Here is a 19,234-nt window from a genome sequence, read left to right on the forward strand (position 1 = left end):
GGAATGTCTCAACAATCTGGTTTACAAGCCAGATGAACACAAACCAAGTTTGCAATTTTCTTACCCAAGGCACGGTTAAAAGAAAGTGCACACGAAAGGTTAACTAAGGACGCTATAGTACATGAAAAATCGTCATTCACTCTTCCAATTAATCATGGCTTTCAGCCTGCTTTTCCCATCACTCTATGTACAGGCGGACGCATTCGATACGTCACTCTTAGGTGAGAATAGCCGCTGGGCAATCGATGCATCAGCAAGAGTGAGCCGCAATACCCAGAGTAAAAATAATGCGAATGTCTTTGCATTGGGGTTAGATGTTCATAAAGTCTTTAGTGGAAGCAACAGAGATATTGGTACGCTAGTTTTCCAACCTTATCTAGTCAAATTAAATAACGTCAAGTCCCCTTCTTTTTACTTCGATGATGGGGATGATACCGAGCTAACTTGGCGAATTGCCAACTTCAACTATACCGCCCTTACTCAAGGCAAACTAAATATCAGGTTAGGTCATTTTGAAATTCCTTATGGCTTAGAATACCAAGTAGATACCAACGGCACATTACGTCAATTAACGTTTGGTGATCGAGGCATAAAAGCGGATTGGGGCCTGTCTGTAAACGGTATCTTTCCCTTTTTAGAATATGAGATAGCATTGACACGTGGCTCGGGTAATGAAATATCAAGCACGCATAATCCGCATATTTTTTCAGGTCGTATAGGCACCCCCAGTCAAAAGAATCTTACTGGCGGGCTATCGTGGTTTTACGGAGACGTATTAACAGAAGCTGGGGTCACAGAGCGCAAAAAGTTAGGAATCGATGCCTCATATTTTCTTTATCAATGGCAATTTATGTTTGAGTCATCGATTGGCCAAACAGCAGGAAACAACACCCGCAACAGCTTTGCAGAGGTATCTTGGATGAATGCCAAAGAACAGTTAAAAAGCTACCTACAGATCGGCTATCAGGATATAGAGCAGATCGATCAAACCGACTCCGCTAGCTATTGGGTTGCTGGAGTCCAGTGGCAAAATACCAACGGGCTAGACATAAGCGCGCAATACAAACATAAATTGAATGCATCACCTACACTCAATACTGATCCTAACTTAAGTATACAACTGAGATACAGATTGTGATGATAGGCTTTAACCAAATATCCGTAGTGAAATACCTAAGAATGCCAGTATTATTATTGGCGATTGTTTCGTTGCATACCAATGCGGCGTTTTGCTCATTGCGCGATCCTGTTTCCGCGATACAAGCCCTGTACACAGAAGATTACCAGTTCCGCACTGTGGTTAGCGACGTGACAGAGGGCGATAGAGAACAATTAAAACAGTTGTTACCTTTTACTATCCACCAAAGCGAAGTGAGTAAGCATACCCTATATGTGTTATACAAAGACGACCAACCTCAGGGCTTTTTACAAGCCCGTTCTGAATGGGCAAAATGGGGGTTGGTAGAGTTAGCGTGGGCGATTAATCTAGATAGAAGCCTCAAAGGTTTTTATTTTCAACGCTGCCGAAGCCCTCAATGCAACGAAACCGTTTTAGCAAGTATTAACCAAACGCTCGGAGGTAAGTCCTTCACACAATTAAGAAGATTATTAAGTGATGACGGAACAAGCCTTTCACAGCAAGGCGTGGCGGCCTTTCCAATAGCGCAAAATTTGGCGCTCTTGACCCTTCACTCTGCCCTGAAAACGCTAGCGATAACGGATATTAGCTGGAAAAAAGAAATTCATAATTTATCTGCAAGCCAATAGGCAAGAAATAAATGAGAATAAGAAGCTATTTAGCCCTATTGGTATGTGCCTGTTTATTGGGTGCTTACGTTTTGGAGCAAGTCTTAGCCTACCGCTTCACGAGTGTACAAACCTTAGCCCAAGAGCATAGTGACAGTTTATTATGGCAAAAAGATTTACAACGAATTGAAAATACTGCCTCTCAATTTTTGATCTCATCAGATTTAGTCATAGGTTCGGGTAATACGTATCTTATTTTCGGGGCGAAAAATATGGGCGAATATCTGACAAATGAACTCGATTTAATGCAATCTAACAGCCCCTTTTCAACATTAACATCAAAAATTCATGAATCCTTAACATTGGTAAAGAGTATTAATGGCGTACTCGATATTATTGCCGACCTTCCCCCAACCAAATTGCAACGAAGCCTTAGTCAATTATTAATTCAATACGATCCTATCAGTCTAGCGCTTTCACGAAACATTCAATTTCTAACGCAGCAAACCGCCATTATGGTGCAAACAGAAGCTCAGTTTCTGCAAGATGAAAAGAAACGAATGGAGCTAATAAGCTGGGCAACCAGAATAGCGTTTTTCATTGTGATCATTGTATTATGGTGGTGGGCCAATACGCGCATTTGTAAGCCGCTAAATAGCTTAATTTATTCATCACACCGTGCCTTATCGGGTCACGATTTTGAGGCCACTGATCGCGCCCCTACAGAAATAATTGAGTTAAGCAACGACTTCAAATATTTAACTGAAACCCTATTCCATCAAGCCTCTCACGATCCGCTAACTGAGTTACAAAATAGGCGAGCATTCGAGCGTAACCTCAACGAGATTATTCACGATCGGCAACACAATTACTTTCTTTTCTTCATTGACTTAGATTATTTTAAAACAATCAATGACACATGTGGTCACGCCGCTGGTGATGAAATATTAGTCAGCGTTGCACGTATTTTAAAAGATAATGTGCGAGGCCATGATATCGTTGCCCGGTTGGGCGGTGACGAATTTGCGGTTTTAATCAAAGACTGTCCTTTTGATAAAGCGCTGAAAATTGCCACTAATATCAAAGACAATATCCGTCGCTTAACCTATCACTGGGAGGGCGAAACGTTTCATTTGAGCGCCAGCATAGGTGTTGCCACAAAAATGTATAATAGCACCACTACTGAGTTATTAAATTCAGCCGATGTGGCCTGCGGACTAGCAAAAAACGCGGGACGCAATACTGTGCACCTTTATGACGCAACTAAAGAACAAAGCTGCGATAAACAGCAAGATATATTGTCTGTGCATCAAATCAATAATGCCCTCGATAACAATCATTTTATCCTATATAAACAAGATATTACCCCATTGCAAAATTCGAATGGGGGTCAGTATTTTGAAATTCTATTACGTATGAAATGCCCAGACGGCGGTATTATAAGTCCAGTTAACTTTTTCCCAATTGCCGAACGTTATCGACTCACGAGTAAAATCGATAGCTGGGTAGTTAATGCGCTATTCCAACACTTTGTTAGTCATCAAGAACAACTCGAGGATATTCAGGCCATTTCCATCAACTTGTCGGGTCACTCTATGAATGATGGAGAACTAGAACAGTTCATTATTGATAAAATTGCGAACGGAGATATTCCCGCTGAAAAATTATGCTTCGAAATAACCGAAACAGTGGCGATCACCAATGTTAAACGCGCCCGCCAGTTTATGGATAACATCAGAGCACTGGGCTGTAGTTTCGCCTTGGATGATTTCGGCCGCGGACATTCGTCCTATACAAATATTCGAGAACTTCCCACTGAAAAAATAAAAATTGATGGTTCATTCATCTCCGGGATGCTGGAAAATCCGCTAGATTACACAATGGTAAAATCTATATGTGATCTTGCTAAGGCGGCTAATCAAGAAGTGATCGCTAAATTTGTAGAAGATAAAAAAACAATGGAAGCTCTAACAAAGCTAGGCGTAGATTACGCTCAAGGTTACTACTTTTGCCAACCCACTGAGCTGATTTAATCAGCGTTATAAATTCTATAATCGTGCAAGGGTGCGAAGTATAATTGATAGAAAGTGACATGAAAAAGCCGCGACATAAAACATGTGGCGGCCCAGGGATTACACGACAGTTCACTAGGCTGTCTTAATGTTAGTCGCCATAAACAGGTAAAAAGTTTAAAAGAATTTAAAATTTAATTTTAAAGCGATATTTTATCAGGTATTTGCAAGCTAATATGTGGGAATATTTTCACTCCTAATAATGTTAATTAAATTAGTCATTTAACGAAATATCAATATTTTTCAGCGATTTACTTTTTGAATATAGCTCTGTTACATTTAGACTGATTTAAAATCAAGTTTGGTGCGATAGCCAAAATTACCAGTATTGAGTTGGTCAAGCATGCGTTCTGGCTCACTCAAAAACACACAACCAAGAGAGCATTATGTCTAATAGTACTTTTCGACTCATTACCAGAAGCGATTTCGACGGCTTAGTGTGCGCCGCTTTGCTTAAAGATATGAACATGATTGACGATATTAAATTTGTTCATCCAAAAGATATGCAAGACGGTAAAATTGAAGTGGGCCCCCGCGATATTTTAACCAACTTACCTTACGTGGAAGGTTGTCACATGTGTTTCGACCATCACCACAGTGAAACGGTCCGCAACAAGGCTTACAACAACCACGTTATTGACCCAGACGCCCCTTCAGCAGCTCGTGTTGTCTATGACTACTATGGCGGTAAAAATAAATTTCCCAAAATCTCTGATGAACTAATGAACGCTGTTGATAAAGGCGATTCAGCAGCCTTTAACCAAGAAGAAGTATTAGACCCACAAGGATGGGATCTAATGAATTTCTTAATGGATGCTCGTACCGGCCTAGGACGCTTTCGAGAATTTACCATATCAAACTATAACTTGATGATGAAATTGATTGATTGCTGCTTGGATCTTAGCGTTGATGAGATTATTCAACTGCCTGATGTTCAAGAACGCATTAAAATCTACCAAGAACATCGTTCTTTAGCTATTGAACAAATAAAGCGCTGCGCGACAGTAAAAAACAACTTGGTGATCCTCGACCTAAAAGATGAAGATCCGATATATGCAACCAATCGCTTTATGATTTACGCACTTTTTCCAGAGTGTAATATCTCTATCCACAAGATGTGGGGGTTTCAAAAACAAAACGTTGTACTGGCTATCGGTAAGTCTATCTTGAATAAAACCTCGAACACCAATATTGGTGAAGTCTGTTTGCAATATGAAGGAGGTGGGCACGAAAATGCCGGGACGTGTCAAGTTGCAACAGTTCAAGCAGAGGCTGTATTACATGAAATAACGCAAAAAATTAACCAAGACGGTTAACTGTAGTAATCCAAAAAACCAAAGCCGCACTGCTACATAGCAGTGCGGCTTTCTATTTAGGCTTGCATTTTCAGACCAATTTCTTCGAGTAAATCAAAGATCCCTGTTTCATCTACTGTTATTTCACTATTCTCTTGAGGCGTCGTTTTTGAGTAACGCGCTTGTGTATAGGTATCGCAATTTACATAAATTTCATCATCGATATGGTAAGGATCATTATGCAAGGATAATGGTTGAGGATGCATCACTAACCATAACTGAGCACTTCGAATTCCATCATGATGCAAAATATCACTGGCAGTATCGGCCAAAAGCCAGTCCTGAGCGTGGGCTTGTAAATGAGTCTCAGGGTAATAAGTTGGAACGTCACCCGTCTCTTGGCTTTCGGGTTCTCTTGCTTGGCCAATATTAGGGCGAGCCAGCACATCTTGTTGCAACATCGCCAGCAGCAAAGCGAACTTCGCGCCTTGATTAGACGCACGATTAAGTAGCCCGCTGAATTCAATATCCTGCGTAGCGGCATTAACCGTGTGACTGTTTTGTGTTGACTGAGTCTGCTGCAAACCTTCACTACCAATAAACAACTCGCCCAACGGCGGGCGTGTTTAAGATGATTGATTAGTTAGGTTATCGCAGAAAAAACGTTTTGCTTTAGGGCAAATCGACGTATGTGCGCGAGTATATAAAATGCAGGCAGATATAAGTCCGGTATTTAACACCGTGGGCAGGCATCTTGAGATGCCTGAGTTTCAACCGCTATGTTCCTGAAATTAACGTTTAGGCACCAGCAGGGCAGGATCTAAACGTACGCTCATCCAATTCATTCGCCAATCTAAATGTGCACCTGTGACACGTCCTGTGGCGCCAATTTCAGCCACGGGCTGACCTTGTTTGATTTGCTCTCCCGCTTTGACGAGACCTTTACTCAAATGCAAAAAGGTTGAAGAAACACCTAATCCATGATCGATTATCATTGTGCCTCCAGAGTAATACATATCCGGCACAAAAAGAGTCACCACGCCATCTGCAGGGGCATAAACCGTTGTCCCCGTGGGCGCTGCTACATCAACACCATAATGAGGTCGTTTAGGTTGCCCGTTGAGTACGCGCTGGCTGCCATATACTCCACTGATAGGGCCTTGTGCTGGCCAAATAAAGTTTTGAGCAAAATCGCTACGAGAATCACGACGTGCTCTGGCTTGAGCGACCTGTATATTATCTCGTTTAATTCTATCGAGTACCTCTTTTGGCGGCGAAACCATTTTACTAGGCAAACCTTCGATGCGTTGAATATCGTATGTTCTGGGTGTTAACGTAAGACTTTTCTCATGGCTTTCACCTTGAGGATCTCGCCATTTAATATGATGCTCTAATTCATCATCACGACTAAAACCGAATGCAAAATTACCGTCCTCGCCGATAAGAATCGTTTTACCGTCTAACCATATTTCACTACCTGATGGCGCACTGCCTCTGATTAAGCTACCTTGAGTAAGCTCTCCACGCAGCTCTAACATTTCAGCTTGGGCGCCAACCATAAACATCAGATTCACAAAAGCGCCAAAAAAGAACTTACCCATAAGCGATTGCCCCTTTACCTACTCCCTCAAATGCATATACTTTGAATTCGCTTTCAGGTTCAAGACGTTTTTGTTCATTTGCGATATATTGAGCTAAACATTCGACGGTAGTGTCAGTATCAACCATTTCGGTTTCTGCTTTTGGAATAGCCAATTCAAACCATCCCTGTGACGATTCATAGCCAAACAAATAATGCTCACTAAAATTAACGTCACTTTTAGCGAAATTAACCTTGTCTGGCCCGACCAAATCTTCATTTGATCCCACGTAGATATCGCACCAACGCTCAGACCAATACTGCTGCCATTCATTACTTTCATGTTGATTTTCAATAATCGTAATTTTCGAACGATGACCATGGGCAATACGTTGACAATTTCCGTCGTGCTTTTTTAAGCCATGGGTATAGTGGTAATAAGGTGTACTAATCACTTCAGCACGCAGGGTCAATTCAAGACCAGCGACGTTTTCAGGCAAATGAGTGGCGATGACTTGCTTTAAATATTGGCTCACAGAAGACATGGTCACATGTTTTGAATAGATAAAACCATACGCTTCAGATGGGCAATTAAGGTGAATTGAACGGCCGTCAGGACGCATAAAATCAACACTTACCCGATCATTTTTTTCGTCCCGCAAAATATGACTATATTCATGCTCTACGGGAATGAGCAATTTGTGATCGACATATTCGTCAATCAAATATTTTAGCTGTTTTTTAACCTTTGAAAAATCGAGCACCATGCTCTCTTCATTTAAATCGCCATCTAAAACGACATCGACTATCCAACTTTCACCAACCATGCCGCGTTTTGGGCATAGGTATGAGAAATCCATAACGGTTAAATCGTTAACGAATAATTGCATAAAACAGACTGAATACCTTTGTTGAGACCACGCGCAGTATATCGCGAGTATGAAACTTTATCATGTGTTTACACCAGCGAGCATAAACAAGCCGGTGTAGTGTTAACCCAAAAAAACAATTACTTTTGTGCTTTTAGCAGCTGGTCTTTGAGATTCGGAGGAATACCTTTAATCATTAAAGTGTCAGAGCCCGCATCGTAATGCACCCGTTCACCATATAGATTACGCTCAAAACTAAGACTAATCCCGCCTCCTTGTCCGCTAAATTTTGCTAACGTTTTCAAAACACTACGGTCGGCCTGGAATGTCTCTTCGATAGGTGATTCACTGTTCGCAACAAATTGATAAAAATCGTCGCCATCGGGCTCTTTCGGCAGTTTATCGGCTAATTCCTTAAGTTGAATATCTTCACCTGCGTCGAGCTTCTCTTTGTAATACTCAGATACAGTTTTGCGCGTAGCCTGCTTTTCAGTGGCGTCCATCTGCTCTGCCGCTAAGTAATCATCTACCGAACTAAGTAACTGTTTATTTTGCTGTTTAATATCAACCAATTCTTCACAGCCCAGGAAATGCATGAAGAAGTCTGACACCTTACGGCCCATGCGTCCTTTAATAAAACTGACGTAGCGATTTTGCTCAGGCGTGGTCGAAAGCTGGGTCAAATCGATGCGCACAGCAAGTTGCATCTTAGCTAGATCAAGGTGATCACTGCTGCTTAGCTCTAAATCACGATTTATTTCTACGTGCTGCTTGGTATTTAAAATCGCTATCATTAGATACTCAGTTGCCAAGAACTCGTAATGACTAAAAACCACAAATCCGGTTTCAATACTCGCCATATCGGTCATGGTTTTCTTCAACATTTCACTGCTTTGTATACTGAAATGCACAAACTGTTCAGGATCATCTAACATCACTTTGAGTTTGTCTTGGAACGGGCTAACGGGCACAACCTCATTCTCGCCATCTTGAATGGTTTCTGCGCCTTGTTCTACGAACCCGCCTACCCCTTTACCTGGCTTAGTATTAAAGGCATGGTTAATTTGCTGGGCAAGATCCTCGATTTCAGGCGAAACTGAAAAACAGCTGTTACGCGGAACGAGTGTTAGCTGTTGTTGATCATTTATCGCAAGTTGGTGTACCACAAAGTGACGAATGAGTGCGCTCACGTTGGCTCCTTTAATTCGGTTGACGGTTTGTGAACTAAAAACCACAAACCTAATTTAATACTGTTAGGCATATTCACTACGTTGAACTGACTATTTACACGTCCACATTGCGCATTACTCGCATTTTGAGCAGACCATTGTTACTATCTCGCCATAAACTTTGCGAGAAAAAAAATGCCTCAAAACTCTAAATATTCAGACAGTCAATTTGAAGACGTTATGCACGACATCATTATTGCACTAGAAAAGCATCAAGCTAGTCGAGATTTATCATTGATGGTGTTAGGTAATGTCATCACTAATATTTTCATGCAACAAGTTAACGCAAGTCAGCGCAGTGAAATGGCTGATAAGTTTACACAAGTACTTTTAAAAAGTATCAATGCTAAATAGATAAATTCATGATCTTAACAGAAACACCTAGACGTAAATTAGTCACCCAGTTAGTTACATGGGGACATTGGTTCGCACTTTCCAATATGATACTGGCGATTGCTATCGCTAGTGTCTACATATTTAGCTCGCCATCTCCTGAAACTCCTCTGGGAATAATATACCTACTGTCCAACTGGATCAGTCATATTGGATTTCTGACTTTCTTTGGATTTATCATTCTCATACTCCCTCTTTGTTATCTGGTGCCTAACGCCAGAACGGTCAAAGCGGTCAGTGCAGTTTTAGCTGCCGTTGCCTTGGCCATGCTGGGGTTTGACGCGTTGCTGTACAACAAATACGGTGTGCATTTAAGCTTTTCAACAGCTCAACTTATTCGCAGCGAGGCAAACAACGCAATTACGCTGTTCAGTTGGCAGCAATGGGCGTTCTTTTTCCTTATATTTATATTTTGGTTATCGACGCAACTTGTTTTAGCTAACGCCCTTTGGAAGCGAGTCGCGCGCTTGCAAAAGCGTAAATTAGCCTTGCCCATTAGCAGTTTTTTTGTCGTTTGCTTTGTTTCAAGCCATGCCCTGCATATCTGGGCAGATGCCAACTTATATCACCCTATCGTGCAGCAAGACGACTTGTTCCCTTTATCTTACCCTGCAACGGCAAAAACATTGATGTCACGCTATGACTTACTAGATAAAGAGAATTATGAACAACGCCGAGAGTTGCAGTTTGACGACCGAATTAGCCAGATAAACTATCCATTATCGCCTCTCTACTGTTCGGTCTCCGCTCAGAAAAAAGTCTTGTTGCTGGTTAACAATGACCCAACCGAGCTAACGGCTGAGGCGAAATTGCGCAGCAAAATTATGCATTATGCCGCGCAAGCATCTTTTGCTGACACCCAACGTAACTATTTATTCGGTCTACCGGCGCTTTATCATCAAGCCCTAAGTAAAAAAACGCCTATCTTATTAGATTTGCCCGCCGCCCTTGGACTACAAGTCGGTATTTACGCTGGTGACCTCAAAGCGGGCAAGCAAAGTAAGCCGTTTTCGCAAGACTGGGACGGCTTTAAACAGGGTTTAACCTCTGCAACTACAAACCTTGCGATCGGCTTCGTCGACACTGAGCAACTCAATAGTTTGATTCTTGACCCGCTTGTTTTACAGCGTTATCAAGTACTGGTGGTAAAAAGCGCTAAATCCGGTGAGCATTACCTCTATAGTAATACTGAACTTCATGCAGACTTTTCTAGCAGCGAAGACTTAGCGCCCACCATGCTCAATATGCTAGGTTGCAACGCACCGACTCAGAATTACAGCACAGGGCGTGATTTAAGTCAGCCTGGGCGTGATTGGTTAGTAACCACACAAGATCGCATGGTAGTCGTTCTGCAAAATGACCAGCGCATTGAAGTTTCCAGCAATGGCAGTAGTAAGGTCTATAACGTAATAACGGGTGAAGAGCTTCCAGATGACGCAGACACACGTTTGCTGAGTCAGGCAATCAAACGCTTGAGTAGCTTCGCAGCTAAAAATTAACTCGCTATTGTAGGCACCCCTTACCCACAGACAAAAAAGCCTGCGTCTGCAGGCTTTTTTGTCTGTCTTGAAAAATCGAGTAAACTTCGGCTCTTTCGAGCCTACTTTTAAATAGCCATGGTTACCTGACGGCAGTTTTACGCAATAACCTTAGTGAAAAATGCGCGCTCACGTCACTTAACAAATCTTTAATTCGCTGGGCGTTTTGTACAGAAGTAGACCAATAATAAGGCGTCATCATCAATAAATTCATGCGCATATCAGATGTGTCTAAAGTAAAACGAAAAGTGACCGTTTCTTCATGGCACAATTCGAAGCCTTCAGGCACTGGCAGAGCGGGTTTATGTTCCGCTGGGGCAGCATAAACACAGGCTTTAAGCTCAGCTAAATGCTCCGCTGCTGGATTAACCTGCAGCCAAACGCCATCATCCTTTAGCACACGTAATATCTCTTGCTCACTGCTAGGAGCAAACACCTGAATAACACTGTGCTGACTTGCATCAGGTAAAGGAATAGCAAAACTGCTCGCAACACAAAACTCACTAACTGAATACTTTTTGGCTGCTTTTTGCACTGCAATTTTGGAAATATCAAGACCAGCCCCCTTCGCCACGAACGACTTTTGATCCCCGTTGAGCCTTGTTAGGACATAGTTCAGATAATAACCTTCCCCGCAGCCAACATCGAATAGGTTGATCAGGCGTTCTGCCGCTGGACATTCAATATCATTCACCGGCACGGAACCAGAAAACTGCTGCAACACGTCAGCCATACGTTTTGCTAACGGCTGATAATATCCTTGCTCTAAAAAACTACGCCGAGCATTCACCATCTGTTTGTTATCACCTGGCTCTTTGCTGCGTTTATGTTGAGCAAGTAGTAGGTTTACATACCCTTCTCTCGCCACATCATAAGTATGCCCTGCGGCACATTTATAAGTACGTTCGACTAATGTCAAAGGCGACTGACAGGCAGGACAAATCCACATAAATATTCTCAGCTCACAAAAAAGCGCAGTGTAGCAGAGTTTGCACTGAGTTTGTTTTGCTACCCTCGACGTTTAACGCTGTTTGCTGCTAAAAAGCTACATTTTTTCAGATATTACGCAAATCGTCGCATTGTGATAAGTTGCGACACTTGAAGGAAATGTACGTTATAAAGTAAGACCTCATTTAGAGATGAACTCATGGTAAAGAGAACTTTTATATACATGCATAGCTAACAAATAGATTGGCCAAAATGATGAATTCGTTATCCCATTCGCACATTTTATACATGCTATTATTCAACTTCACTTTGCGCGCAGTCGGTTCGTTATTAGGATTTTGACTAAATATTTACAAGCCGAAATGTCGCCAATGGCATGTACAGGATGAAAGTATTGCTGGTAAAAATATGAATGAGTGCGTATATCAATTCCATCGACGTAGTTTGCGCTTTGTAGAAATCCTTTTTCTCGTTTGGTATAAAGCGATTTAATTTGTTACAGCGTTAATTGCCACACAATCACGCAGCTGTTCACTTAATCAGGGAGAGCAACATGAATTACAAGATAATCCATGAGACGACGTATATATTTGATGATGACGTTTTTTTAGAGCCACATTATTTACGATTTCGTCCCAAGCAAACGGCTTTTATTGAGCTCACCAGTTTTTCTATCGCCCTAAAATCCGAACCGGAAGGACATAGCGTGATTGAAGATGAAGAGCATAATACGATAGACTTTTACTGGTTTGAAAAACTAACAACAAGCCTAACTATCCATGTACAAAGCTGCTTGCAAACCAAAGAGCATAATCCTTTTAATTTTATTGTTCATCCTGACTCATTTAATACGCTACCGTTTGCCTATTCTGCTCATCAGCAGCAAATTCTTTTTGCCTCTTTACAGAAACAAGCAATTGCTCAAGAACTGGTTGATTATGCCAATGCGATACTTGATGCCTCACATTTTAATACCATCGCTTTTGTCACCAATCTTACGAGCCAAATACACCAAGATTTTATCGTGGAATATCGCGAAGATGGACCACCGTTATCACCCAATAGCACCTTTAAAATGAAAAGGGGCTCTTGCCGTGACTTATCTTGGATGCAAATTGCTCTGTTGCGAAATTATGGTATTGCCGCGCGTTTCGTCAGCGGATATTTCTATTTTGATATGGAAAAACCAATCTATGAATTACACGCATGGGTAGAGGTATTTATACCTGGCACTGGCTGGTTAGGGTTTGACCCTAGCCATGGAATATTAACCGGAAATACGCATTTTGCAGTTGCTTCCAGTGCTATTCCGGAAAACACTATGCCTGTTTCTGGTGGCATTCGGGGCAGTGCAACGTCAAAACTAACGACTAATTTAACGATAATAAAGCAGTAGTTTGTAGATTCGATTTTAGCTGTATATTTACTCACAGAGACACTATCACCCATGTAGCGTGCCCTAGCGATACTCAGACCCATGCAGCTATCTACTTACGAAGTGCATTAAACGCTCGCGCTTAGTGTCAGAAACTTCTACCACGTGCCCTACATCGGTCGCGGTGCCGTTAAAGCAGTTTTATTGCAATAACCTGAGTAAATTAAATCTAACGTTTTCGTCTTTACCCCAAAGCGCCAGTTCATAAATAAACTAGTTATTTTGACTGGCAATATGCTGTTTAACGAAACGACTGTAAGCCCATATCATCCCCCATAACCACGCGCCGCCAATGGGGATCATCCAAAATGCGGTGGTAAGTGGCGCAAAGTGCGCCCACAGACCTGTGCCGAATGAGGCAACTTGAACCCCAATCGATGAACCAATAACACACAAGCCAGAAATAACCGGCCCTTTATCACTGTCCACATCCATAGCTGCTGAGAGCATCAGTGGGAATATGCCACCAAGGCCTAAACCCAGCATAAAGTTGCCCCAAGACATCACCACAGGATCAACCGTTAGCTTAACCATAAAGCTACCCACGACCATGATAGTGGCTAAAATGAGCATTAACCTGTGGCTAGATAACCAGCGCAACAACAAAGCGAATATCAACCGACTAACCACCATACCAGCGGTGAAAAAAGCGAACACTAATCGTGACTGCTCACCACTCAAACCAAGGCCGTTCTGCGCATAGCTCACAAACCAGTTAGCATTACCAAATTCAACCATACCGTAACCGAAGGCAGCTAACGCCAAGAATATAAATACCGGACGGCGAATAATGTCACTATAGGCTAGGCTTTTACGATTTTTAGACGAATCTTCGGGCGTAATCAGTTTCTTGCCTTGATGAGCAACACGCCAAGTATAAGCAGCTAAAACCAACAAGCCTAAAGCTAATATACGTAAAGGCCATCGCCAATCATGCTCAATTAAGTACAGTCCAGACACATAAAATGGCGCAGCCAAAGTACCGACGCTAAACATAAAATCCATGAATCCCATCATGGCTGAACGACGCTCGGCGTGTAGTCGGGCAATAACGGTATGCCCTATGGTAAATAAACTTGAACTGAAAATACCTAGAACCAAGGCACCAATGAGTAACCAAATCCAGTGTTGCACAAACGATATCGCTATCAGCAATCCCATGACGCACATCAGCAGGACAGCAAATAAAGACATAAAATCAAATTTTTGTGCGTACTTCCCGCCTATAATTGCACCTAAAATCATGCCTACTGATATCAACGTAAAAAATGCCCCGCTGATCACCTCGCTCATGGCCAAACTTTTGGCTAGGTCAGGAAGTAGTATTCCCCATAATATAAACACCATTCCAAGAAAGAAAAAACCAGCAAATATGACAGATGTAGCAGCACGGCGATCCATAGACCCTCCAATTTTAAATGAATAGGGAAACAGCAATTGAAAATAACCTATGACCTAGGCTTAACGTGCTATCAATGGCGCAAGGTAACCAACTTATAGTCCCTAGTGCAATGCTAATTTTTTATAATTCGTTTGATTCTTTTGATAACAGCAATTTCGTAAAATACCATTAACCACATATCCACAAATATCTTATATTTTCTAACAATGGGAGTGAGTAAAGATTTATCACAAGGACATTTAACATCGACTTAAAAAATTAAATTATGACAGGCGAGTTTATTATTAGGATAAACCCACGAGCTTGTTACAATCGAGTATCGTCCACATTGCCTGTGGCGAAATACTAGGAGCACCCGCTTGAAAACTTTTACCTGCCAGTGTGCCAACACATTGCATTTCACCAATTCTAAATGTGTAGCATGTGGCCTCATGCTTGGCTTTGTTCCCGATGAAGTTAAATTAAGTGCTTTTACCACAAACCAATACGGTAATTTGCAAGCATCTTGTAATGGTAAGACATACCGCAAGTGTAAAAATTACTCTCAGTACGATGTATGCAATTGGATGGTAAGTTATGACGACAATCATGAATACTGTCTATCATGTCGTCTCAATGAAACCATTCCAAATCTCGATGATCCCGAAAACGTTACACTTTGGTTTAGATTAGAACAAGCCAAGCGCCGTTTGCTGTATAGCTTAATGACTCTCGGTTTGCCAATTGACGGTAAAGCAACAAATAACCCTTCAGGTCTTAATTTCTCTTTTCTTCGGGACGAGGTGGAAGATCAATATGGAAATGAACTCACCGTAAAAAATTTTGTAACCACCGGACACGCGAGCGGGCTTATCACTATCAATATTAATGAGGCTGACCACAGTGCCCGCATCGATATGCGCGAAAAAATGGGTGAGCGTTACAGAACATTAGTAGGCCATTTCAGGCACGAATCAGGTCATTATTATTGGGATAAGTTAATTGCCCAGAGTGACAAAATTGACGAATTCAGAAGACTTTTTGGAGACGAACGTCTAGGTTACGTTGAAGCTATGCAGGACTATTATCGCGATGGGCCAAGTCAGAATTGGCAAACAGTGTGGATCAGCGCTTATGCGAGTATGCATCCCTGGGAAGACTGGGCCGAAACTTGGGCTCATTACCTTCATATGATCGATACACTTGAAACGGCCAATGATTATGATTTCTCGATAGCGGGCAATAAAATAGCTAGCCCCATACCTGACAGTCAACCCCACGATCAAGTCTATGTCGCATCTAGTTTCACTCATCTATTTGATAATTGGTGCCAACTCACCAAAGCATTAAATGGCTTGAATCGCAGCATGGGGTTAGACGACGCTTATCCGTTTATTATATCCATTACCGCATTAGACAAGCTTCGATTTGTGCACGAGGTTATAGCGGACAAATCGCACTAAGCGTTGTATTTATCCCAATCTAATCTCGGTAGTTGATTAAAAGCTGATTTCATCCCTTCGTTCCATTGGTTTTGCAAAGATTGAAAATCACTACTATTAGCACTTAACACTATATGTGCTGGGTCTTGTATTACATCTTTCTTATGCAGTGCCAATTCAATTGGTGGCCCAACAGACACATTGCTTCGCATGGTAGAGTCTAGCGATATAGCCGCACAGCGGGCCGCATCTGACAGCGATAGTTCTGCGCTAATAATCCTATCCAGAATGGGCTTGCCATATTTACTCTCGCCTATTTGCAAATATGGCGTCTCAGCTGACGCTGAAATAAAATTTCCCTGCGGGTAAATCAGAAAAATTTCACATGCTTGTCCTTCAATCTGCCCCCCTAAAATAAAACTAGACTCAGTGCTAGCGTTTGATTTTTCAATCGCCTTCGCATGCAAGCGCTGCTCACTTTGGCTTAGCTTCCCTATGTACTGGGCGACTTCATGTAAGTATTGTCCCTGACTAATATCAAACTCCGCATTGGGATCATTTAAGTCGCGCTTAATGCCGTTTACTACCGCTTGCGACGTAGCCAAGCTACCGGATGTCAGCAAGACTAAGACACGATTATTATCAAAAACAAAGCGTGTCATCTTACTGTAGGTTGCAACATAGTCCACACCTGCATTGGTGCGTGAATCTGAGGCAAAGACCAGCCCGTCGTCCACACTTATTGCTAAACAATATGTCATTTAATTCTATCCAAAATTTGCGCAAAGGAACGTTGCTATCACAATGTTTTTACTGCTATTGATTTGAATTCAACAGGTCGAAAACGTCAAGAGTTTTTGTTCCATATATTAACTTAATCCGTATACTAAATAAGCAGCTAACATGATGGAGAGCTATCTATGCCGATTGATTGGAATAAATACGACACAGGACCATTTTACGATGAGTTAGTTAAAAATCCTGGCGAGCCAAGGGCATATGCAAAGGATTTGTGTGACTACATACAAGACCTTTCAGATGCCGAGCTACAAGAATATAAAGCCGCAGCTGAATCAGCCATTAAAGTAATGGGAATTACATTTCGCGTTTACAATGATGAAGAAGGCTCTATTGATAGAGTTTGGCCCTTTGACATAGTCCCCCGCCTGATTGAACTCAAAGAATGGCAGCAAATTGAAAAAGGGCTAAAACAACGAGTAAAAGCGTTGAACATGTTCATCGACGATTTGTATAACGAGCAAAAAATCATTGAAGACGGTATTTTTCCCCAGGATTTATTAACCCATTCAAAAAATTTCTTACCCGAGTGTAAGGGCTTTAGTCCACCATTAGGGATCTGGGCTCATATTTGTGGTTCAGATTTAGTACGCGATCAAACTGGCACTGTATATGTTTTAGAAGATAATTTACGCGTCCCCTCCGGCGTATCTTATATGCTCGAAAACAGACATGTTATGAAACGTGTTTTCCCTGAGATGTTCAGTAAATATGATATTTTACCGGTAGATAACTACCCTTCTGACCTATACGACATGTTGGCAACACTTTCGCCGCGAGATATTCCAGAGCCTGAGATAGTGGTGTTAACCCCAGGTATCTATAATTCAGCCTATTTTGAACATGCTTACCTAGCCCAACAGATGGGTGCCGAATTAGTAGTTGGCGATGATTTAGTTGTCGATGACGATAATTGTGTTTACATGCGAACCATCAATGGACTGAGCAGAGTTGACGTCATTTATCGCCGCATAGATGACGCATTTATCGATCCCGAAGTATTCAATCCCGAATCTACACTAGGTGTTACGGGGTTAATGAGAGCATGGAAAGCAGGCAATGTAGCATTAGCCAATGCACCAGGCTCAGGCGTAGCAGATGACAAGGTTGTGTATAGCTACGTGCCACAAATTATCGAATATTACCTCAACGAAAAACCTTTACTATCTAACGTTCCGACCTACCGATGCGTTAACCCTGAAGAGAAAGAGTATGTGCTGGCTAATATTGAAAAAATGGTAGTCAAACCGGCCAACGAATCTGGCGGTTACGGTATGTTAATTGGCCCCCATGCTAGCGCAAAAGAGCACGAGGAATTTCGTCAACTCATAAAAGATGACCCTAGAAACTATGTTGCTCAACCCATGTTGCTGCTCTCTACAGCCCCAACCATAGTGGGAAACGAGGTCGAAGGCAGACACTTGGATTTACGTCCTTTTATCCTCAGCGGCCAAGATGTTCGCGTAACTATGGGTGGCTTAACCCGCGTTGCATTAGTTAAGGGTTCCACCGTGGTCAACTCATCACAAGGTGGTGGTAGTAAAGACACTTGGATTGTTGATATGGAGGGCAGTTAATATGTTATCTCGAGTCGCAAGTAATTTATGTTGGTTGGGACGTTATCTAGAGCGGGCAGAAAACACTGCCAGGCTCATCAACGTCAACTCAAACTTATTGTTAGATTTACCCAAAAGCATTGTTCTAGGATGGGAGCCCATAATCGATATCGTATCCGATAGAACAACGTATTATGCAAACTATGAAATCGCCGATGAAAGGAGTGTTTTAGGCTTTCTACTCGCCGGACCTAACAATCCCTCATCCATAGTCGACTCGTTAGAGTATGCTAGGGAAAATGCCAGAACAATTCGCGAAATCATACCCAGAGAGGCATGGGAGCAAATTAACGAACTGTATATTTATGGGGATGAAAACCGTCAAAAAGCGCTTTTTAGACGCTCCCGCTATGACTTTCTCACGGAAGTTATTCAGTCAGTACAAAAAATAACCGGTATCTTAGCTGGCACCATGACCCATGACGAGGGCTACCACTTCTTGAAAATAGGTAGAAATTTAGAAAGAGCAGACATGACCACGCGGATTATTGATGTGCGCTCAGCCTCCTTACTCCCTGAGACAGAAACGGAACAGTCAGCCTTTGAAAATCTACAATGGATGAGCGTGCTTAAATCGTTGACTGCCTATCAAATGTATCGCCGAGAGGTACGCCTTAGAATTCGACGCTCAGACGTATTAAAGTTCTTACTACTAGAAGAGAGATTTCCTCGCTCGTTACTACACTCGCTGCAAGAAGTGAGTAAATGTGTTCAAACGCTACCCAACTATGAAGCCGCGTTGAAGGAAATTGAGGATGTTGAAAAGATGCTAATGAATGCGAACCCACAAACATTGATTCAAGATAAATTACACCAGTTTATTGACGATGTGCAGCTAGGAATACACCAAGTATTTAATCAACTCGAAGAAACCTATTTTTAACGAGTCAAAT

General features: G+C 42.0%; 17 protein-coding genes. 10 read left to right on the top strand and 7 right to left on the bottom strand.

Annotated features, from left to right (window positions below; translation table 11 throughout):
• The first annotated feature begins 121 nt into the window (after nt 1-121).
• The 4 genes from GQR89_RS16385 to GQR89_RS16400 all read left to right on the top strand — a co-directional run bounded on the left by GQR89_RS16385 (nt 122) and on the right by GQR89_RS16400 (nt 5,134).
• Nucleotides 122-1,138 carry a hypothetical protein gene (locus GQR89_RS16385; RefSeq protein ID WP_158771033.1) on the top strand — a complete coding sequence of 339 codons (1,017 nt, stop codon included), beginning with the start codon at nt 122-124 and terminating at the stop codon, nt 1,136-1,138.
• Between the two features lie 41 nt (nt 1,139-1,179).
• The gene (locus GQR89_RS16390; RefSeq protein WP_233269001.1) at nt 1,180-1,767 is read left to right on the top strand and encodes a hypothetical protein; all 588 of its coding nucleotides are present in this window, start codon (nt 1,180-1,182) and stop codon (nt 1,765-1,767) included.
• Nucleotides 1,768-1,778: 11 nt separating this feature from the next.
• A complete protein-coding gene (locus GQR89_RS16395; protein ID WP_158771035.1) occupies nt 1,779-3,779 on the top strand; it encodes a bifunctional diguanylate cyclase/phosphodiesterase in 2,001 nt (666 codons plus the stop codon).
• A gap of 425 nt (nt 3,780-4,204) precedes the next feature.
• Nucleotides 4,205-5,134 carry an exopolyphosphatase gene (locus GQR89_RS16400; RefSeq protein ID WP_158771036.1) on the top strand — a complete coding sequence of 310 codons (930 nt, stop codon included), beginning with the start codon at nt 4,205-4,207 and terminating at the stop codon, nt 5,132-5,134.
• 56 nt (nt 5,135-5,190) lie between these two features.
• Here GQR89_RS16400 and GQR89_RS16405 read toward each other — a convergent pair whose 3' ends face one another.
• The 4 genes from GQR89_RS16405 to yejK all read right to left on the bottom strand — a co-directional run bounded on the left by GQR89_RS16405 (nt 5,191) and on the right by yejK (nt 8,751).
• Nucleotides 5,191-5,727, bottom strand: coding sequence for a VC2046/SO_2500 family protein (locus tag GQR89_RS16405; protein WP_233269002.1), 537 nt, complete (start codon nt 5,725-5,727; stop codon nt 5,191-5,193).
• Between the two features lie 177 nt (nt 5,728-5,904).
• Entirely contained in the window at nt 5,905-6,714 is an 810-nt protein-coding gene (locus GQR89_RS16410; protein WP_158771037.1) for a M23 family metallopeptidase, read from the bottom strand.
• Entirely contained in the window at nt 6,707-7,582 is an 876-nt protein-coding gene (locus tag GQR89_RS16415) for a 6-carboxytetrahydropterin synthase (RefSeq protein WP_158771038.1), read from the bottom strand. The genes GQR89_RS16410 and GQR89_RS16415 overlap by 8 nt, the downstream gene beginning before the upstream one ends.
• 119 nt (nt 7,583-7,701) lie before the next feature.
• A complete protein-coding gene (yejK, locus tag GQR89_RS16420; protein WP_158771039.1) occupies nt 7,702-8,751 on the bottom strand; it encodes a nucleoid-associated protein YejK in 1,050 nt (349 codons plus the stop codon).
• 174 nt (nt 8,752-8,925) lie between these two features.
• On the opposite strand from yejK, the gene GQR89_RS16425 reads away from it, so the two are divergent.
• The gene (locus GQR89_RS16425; RefSeq protein WP_158771040.1) at nt 8,926-9,144 is read left to right on the top strand and encodes a DUF1414 domain-containing protein; all 219 of its coding nucleotides are present in this window, start codon (nt 8,926-8,928) and stop codon (nt 9,142-9,144) included.
• 8 nt (nt 9,145-9,152) lie between these two features.
• Complete coding sequence (locus tag GQR89_RS16430; RefSeq protein ID WP_158771041.1) at nt 9,153-10,682, top strand: DUF3413 domain-containing protein; 1,530 nt, start codon at nt 9,153-9,155, stop codon at nt 10,680-10,682.
• Between the two features lie 121 nt (nt 10,683-10,803).
• Here GQR89_RS16430 and GQR89_RS16435 read toward each other — a convergent pair whose 3' ends face one another.
• The gene (locus GQR89_RS16435; RefSeq protein ID WP_158771042.1) at nt 10,804-11,670 is read right to left on the bottom strand and encodes a putative RNA methyltransferase; all 867 of its coding nucleotides are present in this window, start codon (nt 11,668-11,670) and stop codon (nt 10,804-10,806) included.
• A gap of 552 nt (nt 11,671-12,222) precedes the next feature.
• On the opposite strand from GQR89_RS16435, the gene GQR89_RS16440 reads away from it, so the two are divergent.
• Nucleotides 12,223-13,065 carry a transglutaminase family protein gene (locus tag GQR89_RS16440; protein ID WP_158771043.1) on the top strand — a complete coding sequence of 281 codons (843 nt, stop codon included), beginning with the start codon at nt 12,223-12,225 and terminating at the stop codon, nt 13,063-13,065.
• A gap of 252 nt (nt 13,066-13,317) precedes the next feature.
• On the opposite strand, the gene GQR89_RS16445 is transcribed toward GQR89_RS16440, so the two are convergent.
• Nucleotides 13,318-14,505: a sugar MFS transporter gene (locus tag GQR89_RS16445; protein ID WP_158771044.1), complete on the bottom strand. Its 1,188-nt coding sequence runs from the start codon at nt 14,503-14,505 to the stop codon at nt 13,318-13,320.
• A gap of 360 nt (nt 14,506-14,865) precedes the next feature.
• On the opposite strand from GQR89_RS16445, the gene GQR89_RS16450 reads away from it, so the two are divergent.
• Nucleotides 14,866-15,948, top strand: coding sequence for a putative zinc-binding metallopeptidase (locus tag GQR89_RS16450; protein WP_158771045.1), 1,083 nt, complete (start codon nt 14,866-14,868; stop codon nt 15,946-15,948).
• On the opposite strand, the gene GQR89_RS16455 is transcribed toward GQR89_RS16450, so the two are convergent.
• A complete protein-coding gene (locus GQR89_RS16455) occupies nt 15,945-16,688 on the bottom strand; it encodes a 20S proteasome subunit A/B (protein WP_158771046.1) in 744 nt (247 codons plus the stop codon). The genes GQR89_RS16450 and GQR89_RS16455 overlap by 4 nt on opposite strands.
• A 159-nt stretch (nt 16,689-16,847) precedes the next feature.
• On the opposite strand from GQR89_RS16455, the gene GQR89_RS16460 reads away from it, so the two are divergent.
• Nucleotides 16,848-18,302, top strand: coding sequence for a circularly permuted type 2 ATP-grasp protein (locus GQR89_RS16460; RefSeq protein WP_158771047.1), 1,455 nt, complete (start codon nt 16,848-16,850; stop codon nt 18,300-18,302).
• Between the two features lies 1 nt (nt 18,303).
• Nucleotides 18,304-19,224 carry an alpha-E domain-containing protein gene (locus GQR89_RS16465; protein WP_158771048.1) on the top strand — a complete coding sequence of 307 codons (921 nt, stop codon included), beginning with the start codon at nt 18,304-18,306 and terminating at the stop codon, nt 19,222-19,224.
• Nucleotides 19,225-19,234 lie beyond the last annotated feature (10 nt).

This window comes from Paraglaciecola sp. L1A13 (assembly GCF_009796745.1).
GTDB lineage: Bacteria > Pseudomonadota > Gammaproteobacteria > Enterobacterales > Alteromonadaceae > Paraglaciecola.

Excerpts from the sequence above, each read along its gene's own strand:
- GQR89_RS16425 (WP_158771040.1), top strand. The coding sequence starts at position 8,926 with ATGCCTCAAAACTCTAAATATTCAGACAGTCAATTTGAAGACGTTATG.
- GQR89_RS16385 (WP_158771033.1), top strand. The coding sequence starts at position 122 with ATGAAAAATCGTCATTCACTCTTCCAATTAATCATGGCTTTCAGCCTG.
- GQR89_RS16445 (WP_158771044.1), bottom strand. The coding sequence starts at position 14,505 with ATGGATCGCCGTGCTGCTACATCTGTCATATTTGCTGGTTTTTTCTTT.
- GQR89_RS16390 (WP_233269001.1), top strand. The coding sequence starts at position 1,180 with ATGCCAGTATTATTATTGGCGATTGTTTCGTTGCATACCAATGCGGCG.
- GQR89_RS16460 (WP_158771047.1), top strand. The coding sequence starts at position 16,848 with ATGCCGATTGATTGGAATAAATACGACACAGGACCATTTTACGATGAG.
- GQR89_RS16400 (WP_158771036.1), top strand. The coding sequence starts at position 4,205 with ATGTCTAATAGTACTTTTCGACTCATTACCAGAAGCGATTTCGACGGC.
- GQR89_RS16440 (WP_158771043.1), top strand. The coding sequence starts at position 12,223 with ATGAATTACAAGATAATCCATGAGACGACGTATATATTTGATGATGAC.
- GQR89_RS16435 (WP_158771042.1), bottom strand. The coding sequence starts at position 11,670 with ATGTGGATTTGTCCTGCCTGTCAGTCGCCTTTGACATTAGTCGAACGT.
- GQR89_RS16415 (WP_158771038.1), bottom strand. The coding sequence starts at position 7,582 with ATGCAATTATTCGTTAACGATTTAACCGTTATGGATTTCTCATACCTA.
- GQR89_RS16455 (WP_158771046.1), bottom strand. The coding sequence starts at position 16,688 with ATGACATATTGTTTAGCAATAAGTGTGGACGACGGGCTGGTCTTTGCC.
- GQR89_RS16410 (WP_158771037.1), bottom strand. The coding sequence starts at position 6,714 with ATGGGTAAGTTCTTTTTTGGCGCTTTTGTGAATCTGATGTTTATGGTT.
- GQR89_RS16430 (WP_158771041.1), top strand. The coding sequence starts at position 9,153 with ATGATCTTAACAGAAACACCTAGACGTAAATTAGTCACCCAGTTAGTT.
- GQR89_RS16395 (WP_158771035.1), top strand. The coding sequence starts at position 1,779 with ATGAGAATAAGAAGCTATTTAGCCCTATTGGTATGTGCCTGTTTATTG.
- GQR89_RS16465 (WP_158771048.1), top strand. The coding sequence starts at position 18,304 with ATGTTATCTCGAGTCGCAAGTAATTTATGTTGGTTGGGACGTTATCTA.